This is a genomic window from Pseudobutyrivibrio xylanivorans (assembly GCF_008935055.1).
In the GTDB taxonomy this organism is placed as follows: Bacteria; Bacillota; Clostridia; order Lachnospirales; family Lachnospiraceae; genus Pseudobutyrivibrio; species Pseudobutyrivibrio xylanivorans_A.
This window is the reverse complement of the sequence record NZ_CP043028.1, coordinates 822,088-836,205: the sequence shown is the minus strand read 5'-3', so window position 1 is coordinate 836,205 and position 14,118 is coordinate 822,088. Positions and strand designations below refer to the sequence as shown.

Genomic DNA, 14,118 nt, shown 5'->3' with positions numbered 1-14,118 from the left:
AAAATGCAGCAGCGGAAAGCTGCATTTACAGATTTAATTAAGCTTGATGCTTAATTAAATCTTACAAATCACTTATAATAGAGTACAAATTATTATTGGGAGGAATAGTGATGCAGGAACTACAGTTACATAGAATATATAAACACTTCAAAGGAAATTACTACTTAGTAGAGGATGTTGCATTAGATTCAGAAACTCAGGAAGAAATGGTTATCTACAGAAAGCTTTATGATGATGGTTCACTTTGGGTAAGACCTATGGAGATGTTTTTATCAGAGGTAGATCATGAGAAATATCCTGATGTGAAACAGAAGTATCGATTTGAGCTACAGGAAGTGGCAAAGAAGTAATAGTTGTTGTGGCACTTGAAATGGAGGCTTGAATATGGATTACAGACTAGGAACATTAGAAGACATAAAGGAAATCTGCACTATGGTGGATGCTGCTAAGGAGCTCATGTCTGAGCAGGGAATCGAGCAGTGGGATGAATATTATCCTATCGTGGATGATTTTGAGGATGACATAAAGAAGAAAACTCTTTATATTGCTTCAGAAGATAATGAGCTTGCGGCAATCTATGTAATAAGTGAAGAGTGTGATGATGAATATCGTAAATGCGAATGGGAAAATGAAAATCCTTGCATCATTCATAGATTATGTGTATCGCCAGATTTTCAGAATAACGGAGTAGGCAAAAAGGTGCTTGCACATATCGAGAATCAGCTGACAGATATGGCATATGATTCAGTGAGACTGGATGTTTTCTCAGAGAATCCATATGCACTTAGTCTTTACGGAAGGAATGGATATACCAAGCGTGGTCATGCTGACTGGCGCAAGGGTAGATTCTATTTGATGGAGAAGAAACTAAGCAGATAATAAATACTTACAACATGAGGTGACAAAATGACAGAAAAAGAATTATGGAAAGAGTTTTGCGAAAATAAAAATGTAGATATTAATACGAGCTATGAAGCCTGGGGCTTTGGAGATGATGAAGAGACTGCAGATGAATTAGCAGAATTAGTTGTCAAAGGAATTAAGTATGGTACAGCCAGCTCCTATGATGATTATATAGCTGAAGATGCACTTGATGAGCTTCCACAAGTGGGAGAATACAGTGTGATATTGAATGGAAAAGACGAAGCGGTTTGTGTCATCAGGACAAAGGAAGTGTTTATCCTTCCATTCAATGAGGTTCCAGAATCACATGCGTTTGCTGAAGGTGAGGGAGATCGCTCTTTGGATTATTGGAGAAGAGTGCACAAGGAATTCTTCGAGGAGTGTGCAGAGGAAAGCGGCATTCCATTTACAGAGGAATCAAAGGTAGTGTGTGAGCAGTTCTCACTTGAATATGTAGCTGGAGAATAGAAAATAACTGGAGATACATCAATTGGTGAACCAGCTTAAGAAATTATGACTTTTTGTGGGCTACTTAAGGAAAAAGCCCACAAGAACTTGGCTTTGCCAAGCAATATTTTCTTTCAGAAAATATTGGTCCATGTCCGGTTCTTGATTTTCTGAGGAAAATCAAAAACCTATAAAAAGAGGAGAAGATATTATGAATTTAGGAAAATTATTGTTACTGTTATTGATTGGTTATGTGATTGTTACATGGATTGGAATTGGTCATACCATTTTTAACATCAAGGTATTGCACATGAAATCCATGAAGGAGAGTCCTGGAATGGGAGAAGGCTATGAGAAGACCAAGCCATGGCATCCACTGTACAATATTATTATTTTTTCAATATTGGGATGTGTCTATGTTTCAGGACTAGAGACCCCAACACTTGCAGTGGCTCTTATTGCAGGAGCCATCTGGGCAATAATATGCATAGTGGTTGATCTGATAGGTTGGGTATTGATTAAGCACCCATGGAGACTTACATTCAAGGAATTCTATGTGGACTATCAGCCTTGGATTACATTGATTTATATTGCAATTTTCTTAGGACCAGTTATCGGATATTTGATAGTTAGATAGATGAAAAATAATTACTTACAAGAGGAGACATAATGAAAATAAGAGAGATGGACATAAAGGATATAGAGTTGGTTTTACCTCTATATATTTCTTACTACAATGAGGAAGAGGAAGCTTGCTGGACAGAGAATTAGTATCTGCATATAAATTTAAAAAAAATATGCAGATACTTAAAGTTATGAGGTAGATTATGATAATCAACACAGGGCAGCGCACTGATATTCCGGCGTTTTATTCAGACTGGTTTGCAAACAGGTTGAAGGACGGATATGTCTGTGTGCGCAATCCATACAATCCTAAGCAGGTCAGCAGATATAGGCTTGATCCAGAGGTGGTGGATGTGATTGGTTTTTGTACAAAGAATCCAGCGCCAATGTTCAAGTATATGGATTTGCTAAAGGACTATGGGCAGTATTGGTTTGTGACCCTGACTTCATATGGAAGAGATATTGAGCCCAATGTACCGGACAAGCACAAGCTGATAGAAGATTTTAAAAAGCTTTCAGATGTGGTAGGTGTCAACAGTATTGGCTGGCGTTATGACCCAATCTTTATCTCAGATAGATATACAGAAGAGTACCACATCAAGGCCTTCAAGCAGATAGCGGAAGAATTGGATGGTTATACCAAAACAGTAGTTATAAGTTTTATAGACCTTTACCCAAAGGTAAGAAAAAATTTCCCAGAGGCAAAAGAGGTGGCAAAAGACCAGCGTCTTAGAATGGGAAAGAAGATTATAGAAATAGCTACAGCCCATGGCATGACAGTGAAGCCATGTGCAGAAGGAGATGAGCTGGCTCAGTTTGGAGCAGACTGCGGTGGTTGCATGACAATCGCAGATTATGAGAAGGCCATTGGACAAAGACTTAATGCTCCAAAGAAAAAGGGGGCAAGAGCGGAATGTGCCTGCTATCTTTCAGGTGATATTGGAGCCTATAATACTTGCAAGCATCTTTGTAGATATTGTTATGCCAATGCGGAGCCGGAAGTAGTAGTGGCTCAAAGTAGTTTTCATGACCCGACATCACCATTTCTAATCGGAAATTATCAGCCCGATGATGAAATAAACGATGTTCCACAAAAATCCTGGATAGATTGGCAGATGGTTCTGCCATTGGATAAAATGTAGCATCTGGCTAAAGGCTGGATGCTACTTTTTTATCATCATCAGAAAATATTAGTGAATATTTCTTTTGCGTTTTAAAGTGTTAACACATTGTATTTTCACTGTTTTATATAACTAAATTATAGAGAATTGCCTTATGACGTGATATAATGTTAAAGTTTTCGGCATACGGAAATTAAATAAAGAATATATTTTGTTATAAGGAAGTTAGTAATGAAACAAGAAAAAAAGTTAGGGCTTATGTCCCTCATTCTGATGATATTTACATCAGTTTATGGTTTTAACAACATTCCACGTTCTTATTACTTAATGGGATATGCAGCGATTCCTTGGTTTGTAATCGCAGGTATTTTATTCTTTATCCCATTTGCATTTATGGTTGCAGAGTTCGGTTCTGCATTCAAGGACGAGACAGGTGGAATGTACTCTTGGATGTGTAAGTCAGTAGGGCCAAAGTATGCATTCATCGGTACATTTATGTGGTACACATCTTACGTTCTTTGGATGGTAAATGTTTCTTCAGGCATCTGGGTACCAGTTTCAAACGTCATCTTTGGTGAAGATACAACATCAACATGGTCATTATTTGGAATCGAGTTTTTATCTGGTTCAAGACTTCTTGGTCTTATGGCTGTATTGTTCTTCATTTTCATCACATACTTTGATTCAAAGGGTATTGATAAGATTAGTAAGGTAACATCTATTGGTGGTACAGCAGTTCTTACTATTAACATTATGGTAGTAGTTGGTTCTATCGTTATGATTATTGTTCGTGGCGGTCAGCTTGAACAGCCATTCGCAGGTATGGAGTCACTTAAGGTTCCTCTTAATGTTGCATATCAGGGCAGCCCAATCATGCTTCTCTCATTTATCGTATATGCATTATTCGCATATGGCGGAATTGAGGCCGTTGGTGGTCTTGTAGATAAGACAGAGAATCCTAAGAAGAATTTCCCTAAGGGAATCATCATCGCTGCTATGGTTATCGTAGTTGGTTATGCATCTCTTATCATGCTTGTAGGTTCATTTACAAATTACACAGAGATTCTTGGTGCTGACACAATCACACTTGGTAATGTTTCATACGTAATCATGTCAAACTTTGCTGCTACATTTGGTAAGGTATTCGGTGCATCAGCAGCTACACAGGTTGCACTTGCTCGCGGTTTTGCTCGTGTTTATGCACTTATCATGCTTCTTGCTCTTGCAGGAGCATTATTCACACTTGTTTACTCACCACTTAAGCAGATTATCGAGGGGACTCCAAAGGAGCTTTGGCCTGGTAAGATGGGTGAGATCGAGGCAGACGGTATGCCAAAGAATGCTATGTGGGTACAATGTGCAATCGTAAGTATAATGATTCTTCTTGTATCTTTTGGTGGCGATTCAATGCAGAAGTTTTTCGTTATCCTTACAGCTATGGTTAACGTTGGAATGACAGTACCTTATATGTTTATTTCATTCGCATTCCCTAAGTTCAAGAAGCTTGATGGAATCGATAGAAGCTTTGTTATTTTCAAATCTCAGAAGTCAGCAAACATCTGGGGATATGTTGTAACACTTACACTTTTATTTGCAAACGTATTCGCAATCATCCAGCCAGCGCTTGATGGAGATATAAAGACTACATTCTGGTCACTCAGCGGTCCTGTAGTATTCGGTCTTGCAGCTTGGATTATTTATAATCGTTATGAGAAGAAAATGGAAGCAGAAAGCAATAAAGAAACTACAATTAAAGCGGAAGAAATAGAAGCTTAAATATATAACCACCGGTTCAAATGAGCCGGTGGTTTTTTGTTTATACACAGTCCAAATCTCTCCACATTTATTCGATAAAAAGTTCACATTTGTCTGCTAGAATAAAATGACTCAAGAATGGTAATGTAGGGGTAAAATACATGACTGCGAAAGGGGACTATCGTGAAATCAGAATGTCTATAGACGAACTGACGGGCTTGCTGGATAAGCAGACCTTCTACGAGTGCGCCCAAGAATTGTTGGACAGCGCAGTAGACGAGCAGGAGTATGCCTTTGTATTTTTTGACCTTGAGAATTTCAAAATTTTTAATGTAAATTATGGCTATGAAATCGGAGACGAATTGCTGATTTCCATAGGCTATATCATAAAAGATGTCTTTTCAGGACAACTTATATCCCATTTTTCAGGGGATCATTTCGTGGTTTGTGCTAATTCTGTGCAAATCGTTCCTTCAATTAAGACAATTAGAGACAGAATAAAGCTCGTTCAAAAGAGCGTAAATATCGAGTTAAAAGCGGGTATTTACATTTTCAATGGCGAAGAAAAGGATGTAATCAGGTGCTGTGATAGAGCTCGAATGGCCTGTATCAGTATTAAGAAAAAATACGATGTTGAATATCGTTTTTATGATGAGGAGCTTGGTGGTTCTTTAAAACGAAAGCAGGATATTTTAGACAGTCTTGATGAAGCACTGGCAAAGAAATACATCAAGGTTTACTATCAGCCAATTGTTCGTACAATGACGGGAAAAGTGTGTAGTTGGGAAGCGCTGGTTCGTTGGATTGATCCTAATAAGGGGATGTTCTATCCAAACGAGTTTATCCCTATACTTGAAGAGTATAGACTTATTGCAAAGCTTGATGCCTTTGTTATGGAGGAGATTTTCTCCAGATACAGAGCGGATGTTGAAGGAAAAACAGAGGCAGTTCCTGTGTCTATTAACCTGTCCCGAGTGGATTTTGAGGTGATGGACGTTGTTGCCCTTATTGAGGAGAAGCTTAGAAAGTACGGTTGTCAAAAGAACATGTTCCACTTTGAGATTACCGAGAGTGCACTGAACGACAACTCTCAGTTTATTATGGAGCAGGTTAACAGAATGCGAGAGAAGGGCTACGTTGTGTGGATGGACGATTTTGGAAGCGGATACTCATCTCTAAATGTCCTGAAGAATTATAATTTCGATTTGGTAAAAATCGATATGGCTTTTCTGAGTGATTTTGAGGTGAACGACAACGGAAAAATTATCCTCAGACACATCGTATCAATGATAAAGAACCTGAATATCCACACACTAATAGAAGGTGTTGAAACACAGGAACAGTATGACTTTATAAAGAGTATTGGTTGTGAACTTATTCAAGGGTATCTGATAGGTCGTCCTATGCCTTATATTCAGGGGCTTGAGCATATCCAGAAGAGTGAGCGTGATCTTGAAACAGCTGAAGAACGATTCTTCTATGAAGATTTGGGCAAGATTGACATACTTCGCCAGAATCCACTTCAGAATATTGAAAACACTAATATAGAAAATGCACTTCCCCTTGCCATTGCCATTATTCAGAACAAACATTGGCACTTTGTATATACAAATAGTGCATACCGTGACTTGATAGCACTGTTTGGTCATGATGATGTATCTAGTGTTGAGGATGAACTGAATGATGCAGAACGAGAAACTTCTTCTCGAATGCAAAGATTTTTGGAGATATGTGATTATAGTAGGGAGAGCAGGAATCCTGAAGCCATGGACTTTATCTCTAAGGGCAGAATTGTAAACATGATGGTTAGATATATTTGTTCTGATGAGACGACGGGCAGAAATGCATACTTAATATCAATACGACTTCTTTCTAGGCTGCTTAATGCAGGCTACGATGAAAGAGTCAATGCCATCAGCCGCTCTATGTTTGCACGCTATGAGTGTGTTGATGTATTTGGTATTGATAACGATTATTATGAAAATATTTATTTGAATGACAGTCGACTTCATATAAATGGACAAGAAGTTACCGCGAGAGAAATGATTCGCAGGATTGGCGAAGAACTAGTACATCCAGATGACAAACTGTACTTTGACGATTTCTTTGATATGGAAACAGTGGAGGATCGAATTTCAGAGGAAAGTGCAGGATACATTGTAGGATTCTTTAGAATCCTTAACACCAGAAATACATATGTCTGGAAGGCTATCGAGCTGTCACTAATGCACTTTGATAAATATGATGCATTACTCAGCTGTGTGTGTGAGGCTAGCAATGAAATTTCAAGACGTATGACTGATAGCTCGAATAAACGGGTAGAAACATCTAAAAATATAGTAAAAGAAAAGAAACCAATATTTGAGGACATCCTAAAGCTTCTTCCTGTGGGTGTGTTCTGGAAGGATAAGGAACGCAGATTTTTGGGAGCAAATCAGATGTTCCTAGATTACTATGGCCTACAATCTGTTGAAGGAATCTTGGGAAAAACCGACGAGGATATGGGATGGCATATTAACCCAGAGCGATTTAAACAGGACGAACTTTCAGTAATTAATGAGGGAAAGATTATTGAAGATGTCCGAGGAGAATGTATTGTGAAGGGTGAGGTACGAAAGATTATTGCCTGCAAGCGCCCATACATTGTAGATAGAAAGATAATCGGATTGGTAGGTTACTTTAAGGACGTAACTGACGAGCAGAAAGAACAGGCTAGACTAGAAAAGCTGACTGTAACAGATGCTTTGACAGGCCTGTATAATCGTCGTGCCTTTACAGATGTCATTCAAAAGTATGTTGACCAGTATAATACTGATAAGAGTGACTTCGCGCTCATTATGCTTGATATTGACAGATTCAAACAAATTAATGATACCTGCGGTCATGATTATGGTGATGAAGTGCTTAAGAAAGCAAGTAAAGTACTGAAGCGAGTGGCTTTGGATAATAGCGTTGTATTTAGGTTTGGCGGTGACGAGTTTATCATAATACATCAGTACACCAGTGATGAAGACATTGAGAGTATCATTCAGGAAATAAGGATAGGTCTTACAAAGCTTGAAAAAGTTTCTAATACATTGATTTCTATAAAAGTGTCTATCGGTGTATCTCGCTATTCGGAAACAGGAAGTATTAGCGAGTGTCTTGATGAGGCTGACAAACGCATGTATATGGACAAGGAGAGCCACAAAAAGGATAAATTCTAAACAAAAACAAAAGCTGAAATATGTGTATTATGACGGAATTTGATTATCTGTGACCGATTGTGATTGTTTGTGATTGCGTTATATTTTTTAACGTGCTATATTCTGATTAGAGCAATCAAAAATAATCGAAATTGTTCAAGGGGTGGATACAATGCTTACGGAAGAAAGACGGACACGAATAATCGAAATAGTTAATCAGAAGAAGGCTGTTTCAGTGAATGAGCTGGTTGATCTTTTAGATACTTCAGCAGCTACAATCAGACGTGATATAAATGAGCTAAATCGAGCAAGGAAAATCGTAAAGGTATTCGGTGGTGCTACGGCTATTACTTCCCACGATGTTAACACAAAGGAAGATGCTGTAAAGATGAAGGCTCAGAAAAATATCGCTGAGAAAGATAATATCAGTCGATATGCAGCAGGGCTCATTCAGGACAACGATTTCGTATACATTGATGCAGGAACTACCACACTTGCTATGATTGATTACATTGATAATCACGATGCAAAGTACATAACAAATGGAGTTGTTCACGCGAAGCGCCTGATGGATAAAGGGTTTGATACAATCATGATTGGTGGCAGACTTAAACGTGCCACTGAGGCGGTGGTTGGACCGGACTGCATAGAATTTATTCGAAAGTATCATTTTACAAAGGCTTTCATGGGCACTAATGGTATCTCCATTCAGGCAGGATTTACAACACCTGATGTGGATGAGGCCATGATTAAGACTGCAGCCATCAGACATGCGTATATGTCCTATATTCTAGCGGACCACTCTAAATTCGATGAAATTAATTCTGTGACATTTGCGGATATCAAGGATTGCACAATTATCACAGATGAGCTCACATCTAAGGAATATTTAAGTCACACAACAGTAATGGTATGTGAATAGATTATGGAGGTAAAGCAATGATTTATACGGTTACATTTAACCCAGCACTTGATTACGTAGTACGAATGGATGGAGATTTACTCCCAGGAATGACGAATCGTTCTGCCAGTGAGGAGTACTATTTCGGAGGAAAGGGTATCAATGTATCCATGGTTTTATCAGAGCTTGGGCTCAAGAGCACAGCCCTTGGATTTGTAGCAGGCTTCACAGGACGTGCAATCGAAGAGGGCGTTAAGGCTGCAGGCATCGAGTCTGATTTTGTTCAGTTGAAGGATGGAATTTCAAGAATCAATGTAAAGCTTAAGGCAACTGAAGAAACCGAGATTAATGCTCAGGGACCAAAGATTGATGAGGAGTCTCAGAAGGCACTTTTTGACAAGCTTTCTAAATTAGTAGAAGGAGATGTTCTCATTCTGGCTGGTTCAATTCCAAACTCACTTCCAGATGATGTATATGAAAAGATTCTTTCTATGCTTGATGGAAAGGGAATACAGTTTGTTGTTGATGCAACAAAGGATCTTCTTACAAATGTTTTGAAGTATCATCCTTTCCTTATCAAGCCAAACAATTTCGAGCTTGGTGAAATCGTTGGAAAGACTCTTGAAACAGATGATGAAATATATGAGGGCGCACTTCAGCTTCAGAAGATGGGCGCGCGAAACGTTCTTATTTCTATGGCGGGCGATGGTGCCATGCTTGTAGATGAAAACGGTGAGAGATATCGTATCGGTGTTCCAAAGGGCACTGTTAGAAATTCGGTTGGTGCTGGCGATTCAATGGTTGCTGGCTTTGTAGCTGGATATATGAAGACAAAGAACTACGAGACTGCCCTTAAGATGGGAACAGCCGCTGGTTCTGCAACAGCATTTTCAGATGGCCTTGCTAAGGCAGCTGACATTGATGCATTATTTAAAAACTTGTAATTAGCTGTGGAATAGGAGACCCACGGTTAATATATAAATTTAACTCTAATTAAGTTTCAAAGTGTAGGAGGGAATATGAGAATTTCAGAGTTCATCGATCCTAAGGGGATCAAGCTTCAGGTTGCACTTGCTAACCAGAATGAAGCAATCGACCAGCTTATTGCTCTTCATGATTCTGTTGGGAATTTGAAGGATGCAGCAGGCTTTAAGACAGCTATCCTTGAGCGTGAGGCAAAGGGTACAACAGCTATTGGAAATGGTATTGCTGTTCCTCACGGCAAGTCTGCATCAGTTGCAAAGGCAGGTCTTGTTGCTATTACTTGTCCAGCCGGTGTTGATTACAAGGCACTTGATGGCAACCTTAGCAATCTTTTATTCATGATTGCTGCTCCAGAGGGAGGCGCTGATACACACCTTGAGGTATTGTCAAAGCTTATGACAATGCTTATGGATTCAGCATTCTGCAAGACTCTTGTTGAGGCTAAGACTGTTGACGAGTTCTTAGGCCTTATCGACAAGAAAGAGGCAGAGAAGGATGCTGCTACTACAGCATCTACAGCAACAGCAAGTAAGGGTGAAAAGAAGATTGTAGCTGTTACAGCTTGCCCTACAGGTATTGCACATACATTCATGGCTGCTGAGTCTCTTGAGCAGAAAGCAAAGGAGCTTGGCATTGGTTTCAGAGTAGAAAAGGATGGCTCAGGCGGAGCAAAGGATCCTCTTACAGCTGCTGAAATCGCTGAGGCAGATGCAGTTATCGTAGCTTGCGACAAGAATATTGATATGAGCGTTTTCGATGGCAAGAAGGTTGTTATGGCATCTACAAAGGACGCTATTCATACACCTGAGAAGCTTTTCGAAAAGGCTGAGACAGCTGCTGTTTACCATCACACAGGAGCTGTAACAAAGAGAACAGACGATTCTAGCGAGTCAGTGGGACGCCAGCTTTACAAGCACCTTATGAATGGTGTATCACACATGCTTCCATTCGTTATTGGTGGTGGTATCCTTATCGCTATTGCATTCTTGCTTGATGATTACTCAATTGATCCTAGCAACTTCGGTACAAACACACCAGTAGCTGCTTGGTTCAAGACAATTGGTGGCGGAGCATTTGGTTTCATGCTTCCAATCCTTGCAGGTTTCATTGCACAGTCAATTGCTGACAGACCAGGTCTTGCAGTTGGTTTCGTTGGTGGCCTTCTTGCTTCAACAGGTGCTACATTTGCAAATCCAGGTGGAGCTATTCCATCAGCTTTCCTTGGCGCATTGGTAGCAGGTTTTGCAGCAGGTTACTTCATGAAGTGGCTCGAGAAGGTTTGCGAGAAGCTTCCTCAGTCTCTTGAAGGTATTAAGCCAGTTCTTATTTACCCACTTTGTGGTATTACAGTAATTGGTCTTGTTATGTGTGCAATCAACCCAATCGTTGGTGCACTTAATGCTTGGATTTCAGGCGTTCTTACAGGAATGAGCTCAGGCTCAATTATCGCTCTTGGAATTATCCTTGGTGCAATGATGGCAACAGATATGGGTGGCCCACTTAACAAGGCAGCATACGTATTTGGTACAGCAGCTCTTGCAGAGCAGAACGAAACAGGTTGGATGATTATGGCAGCAGTTATGGTTGGTGGTATGGTTCCTCCTATCGCAATTGCACTTGCTACACTTATCTTCCCTAAGAAGTTCACAGTTGCTGAGAGAAAAGCTGGTCCTGTAAACTTTATCATGGGCTTCTGCTTCATCACAGAGGGTGCTATCCCTTATGCAGCTGCAGATCCACTTCACGTAATCCCATCGCTTATGGTTGGTTCAGGTGTTGCCGGTGCCCTTTCAATGGCATTCAAGTGCACACTTATGGCACCACATGGTGGAATCTTCGTATTCCCTGTAGTTGGTAATTGGGGAATGTATCTTGTAGCTCTTGCTATTGGATCATTTGTAAGCTGCTTCTTACTTGGTGTATTAAAGAAGACAGTAGAGGATTAAAAATCTAATAAGAACAACTACCTTCCCCTATTATACATAGGGGAAGGCTTTTGTGCTTTTTGGTAAAATTTATTATAGACAAATTACGCATTATTCTATAAAATATCGTGGTACTTTTTATAGGGATTTAGTACTTGAAACGAAAGGAGTTATTTATATGGTTTCAAAAGTAGTTAAGGTAACAAACGAGCAGGGTATGCACATGCGTCCAGCAACAGTTTTCAGCGCAGCTGTTACACCATTCGAGTCAGAGGTTAAGATCGGTTACAATGGTATGCAGTACGATGGAAAGAGCGTTATGATGCTTATGGCAGCTTGCATCAAGTGTGGTGCTGAGATCGAAATCATCTGCAACGGTTCTGATGAAGAAGCTGCTCTTGCAAAGGCAGTAGAGCTCGTTGAGAGTGGTCTCGGCGATTAATTAATCGCGGAACTTAAGGAGGAAAACATCTATGTACAAAGGCATAGAAGCATCTAGAGGAATAGGTATTGGTAGCATTTGCCTCATCGTTGACCGCGACTTATCTTTTGAGTCAAAGCACATCGATGATACAGATGCAGAAAAAGCAAGATTTAATTCAGCTATTGAGAAGTTCAAGGCTGAAACAGCTGAGATGGCTGAAAATATTCGTAAGAACATCGGTCCTAAGGAAGCTGAAATCATGGAAGGTCATTTAGCTATGATTGCCGATCCAACAATGGCTGGCGAAATGACAAAGATGATTGATGCTGGTCAGTGTGCCGAAGCTGCTGTTACTGCAGTTTGCGATATGTTTATCGGTATGTTTTCAAAGATGGAAGATGATATGATGCGTCAGCGTGCATCAGATATCTCTGATATCAAAATCAGCTTGCTTAAGATTTTACTTGGGGTAGAGGATGTTGACATTAGCAAGGTCGCACCAGGTACAGTTCTTGTAGCCCACGACCTTACTCCATCGATGACATCTCAGATAGTTAAGGAGAATGTTGTTGGTATTATCACAGAGGTTGGTGGTAAGACATCACATTCTGCTATCCTTGCAAGAGCCTTAGAGATACCTGCAGTTCTCTCTGTTCCTGGTATTACAGAGATTGTAAAGGACAAGGATACTGCTATCGTCGATGGTACAGAGGGTGATGTATATATTAATCCAGACGGAGAAGTTGTTTCTAAGTACGTTATCAAGCGCGAGGAGTTCATCCGTGCACAGGCCGAGCTTAAGAATTTCTTTGGCAAGGAAACTGTTACAGCTGATGGCGATAGAGTAGAGCTTTTCTGCAACATCGGAACACCTAAGGATGCAAAGAAGGCAATCGAGTGTGACGGTGAAGGAATCGGTCTTTTCCGTTCAGAGTTCTTATTCATGGACAAGCCACATCTTCCAACAGAGGATGAGCAGTTTGAGGCTTATAAAGAGGCTGTTCAGACAATGGATGGTAAGACAGTCATTATCCGTACTCTTGATATCGGTGGTGACAAGGATATCCCTTATCTTGGTCTTGAGAAAGAGGAGAATCCATTCCTTGGATACAGAGCAGTTCGTTACTGCCTTGCTAATCCAGATATTTATAAGACACAGCTTAGAGGAATTCTTCGAGCTAGTGCTTTTGGAAAAGTTAAAATTATGGTACCTCTCGTAACATGTGTTGACGAGGTTCGTGCTGTTAAGGCTCTCGTTGAAGAGTGCAAGCAGGAGCTTCACACAGAGGGTATTAAGTTCGACGAGAAGATAGAAGTAGGATGCATGGTAGAGACAGCAGCAGCTTCTCTTATTGCTGATATGCTTGCTAAGGAAGCAGACTTCTTCTCAATCGGAACTAACGATTTAACTCAGTACACAATGAGTGTTGACAGAGGAAATGCAAATGTTGCATATCTTTACTCAGCATTCCAGCCAGCTGTTCTTCGTTCAATCAAGAACATCATTGCAGCTGGTAATGCAGCAGGCATTCCTGTTGGTATGTGTGGTGAGGCAGCAGCTGATCCACTCATGATTCCACTTCTTATGTCATTCGGACTTGATGAGTATAGCGTGAACCCAGTTCTCGTTCTCACAGCACGTAGCATTATTTCAAAGTGGAGCAAAGCAGAGGCTGACGCTCTCGCTGAGAAGGTGCTTGCACTTTCTACAGAAGCTGAGATCGTAGCACTCCTCAAGGAATCTGCAAAATAATCGAATACACTGTGTATTCGTAATATTATGGGAGCCCCGTAGCTATCTAGCTCTTGGTGTTACTCAAGCGAAGCATTTTAAGCTGAGCGGAGTGAC

At 40.2% G+C, this 14,118-nt stretch carries 12 protein-coding genes; all 12 read left to right on the top strand.

Annotation, left to right across the window (positions count from 1 at the left end; all coding sequences use genetic code 11):
• The first annotated feature begins 110 nt into the window (after positions 1–110).
• The 12 genes from FXF36_RS03680 (at position 111) to ptsP (ending at position 14,022) form a co-directional block, all read left to right on the top strand.
• The gene (locus tag FXF36_RS03680) at positions 111–350 is read left to right on the top strand and encodes a DUF1653 domain-containing protein (protein WP_151622530.1); all 240 of its coding nucleotides are present in this window, start codon (positions 111–113) and stop codon (positions 348–350) included.
• Positions 351–384: 34 nt separating this feature from the next.
• A complete protein-coding gene (locus FXF36_RS03675; protein ID WP_151622529.1) occupies positions 385–879 on the top strand; it encodes a GNAT family N-acetyltransferase in 495 nt (164 codons plus the stop codon).
• A 27-nt stretch (positions 880–906) separates the two neighbouring features.
• A complete protein-coding gene (locus tag FXF36_RS03670) occupies positions 907–1,371 on the top strand; it encodes an ASCH domain-containing protein (protein WP_151622528.1) in 465 nt (154 codons plus the stop codon).
• Positions 1,372–1,561: 190 nt separating this feature from the next.
• Positions 1,562–1,987 carry a hypothetical protein gene (locus tag FXF36_RS03665; RefSeq protein WP_174819707.1) on the top strand — a complete coding sequence of 142 codons (426 nt, stop codon included), beginning with the start codon at positions 1,562–1,564 and terminating at the stop codon, positions 1,985–1,987.
• 190 nt (positions 1,988–2,177) lie between these two features.
• Positions 2,178–3,116 carry a DUF1848 domain-containing protein gene (locus FXF36_RS03660; protein WP_151622527.1) on the top strand — a complete coding sequence of 313 codons (939 nt, stop codon included), beginning with the start codon at positions 2,178–2,180 and terminating at the stop codon, positions 3,114–3,116.
• Between the two features lie 210 nt (positions 3,117–3,326).
• Positions 3,327–4,871 (top strand): glutamate/gamma-aminobutyrate family transporter YjeM, encoded by a 1,545-nt coding sequence (yjeM, locus tag FXF36_RS03655; protein ID WP_151622526.1) that lies wholly within the window; start codon positions 3,327–3,329, stop codon positions 4,869–4,871.
• Between the two features lie 140 nt (positions 4,872–5,011).
• A complete protein-coding gene (locus tag FXF36_RS03650) occupies positions 5,012–8,056 on the top strand; it encodes an EAL domain-containing protein (protein WP_151622525.1) in 3,045 nt (1,014 codons plus the stop codon).
• Between the two features lie 151 nt (positions 8,057–8,207).
• A complete protein-coding gene (locus FXF36_RS03645) occupies positions 8,208–8,957 on the top strand; it encodes a DeoR/GlpR family DNA-binding transcription regulator (RefSeq protein ID WP_151622524.1) in 750 nt (249 codons plus the stop codon).
• 17 nt (positions 8,958–8,974) lie between these two features.
• Positions 8,975–9,880 carry a 1-phosphofructokinase gene (pfkB, locus tag FXF36_RS03640; RefSeq protein WP_151622523.1) on the top strand — a complete coding sequence of 302 codons (906 nt, stop codon included), beginning with the start codon at positions 8,975–8,977 and terminating at the stop codon, positions 9,878–9,880.
• A 75-nt stretch (positions 9,881–9,955) separates the two neighbouring features.
• A complete protein-coding gene (locus FXF36_RS03635) occupies positions 9,956–11,866 on the top strand; it encodes a PTS fructose transporter subunit IIABC (protein ID WP_151622522.1) in 1,911 nt (636 codons plus the stop codon).
• 157 nt (positions 11,867–12,023) lie between these two features.
• Positions 12,024–12,287, top strand: coding sequence for an HPr family phosphocarrier protein (locus tag FXF36_RS03630; protein ID WP_151622521.1), 264 nt, complete (start codon positions 12,024–12,026; stop codon positions 12,285–12,287).
• Between the two features lie 31 nt (positions 12,288–12,318).
• Entirely contained in the window at positions 12,319–14,022 is a 1,704-nt protein-coding gene (gene ptsP / locus FXF36_RS03625) for a phosphoenolpyruvate--protein phosphotransferase (RefSeq protein WP_151622520.1), read from the top strand.
• Positions 14,023–14,118: the final 96 nt, after the last annotated feature.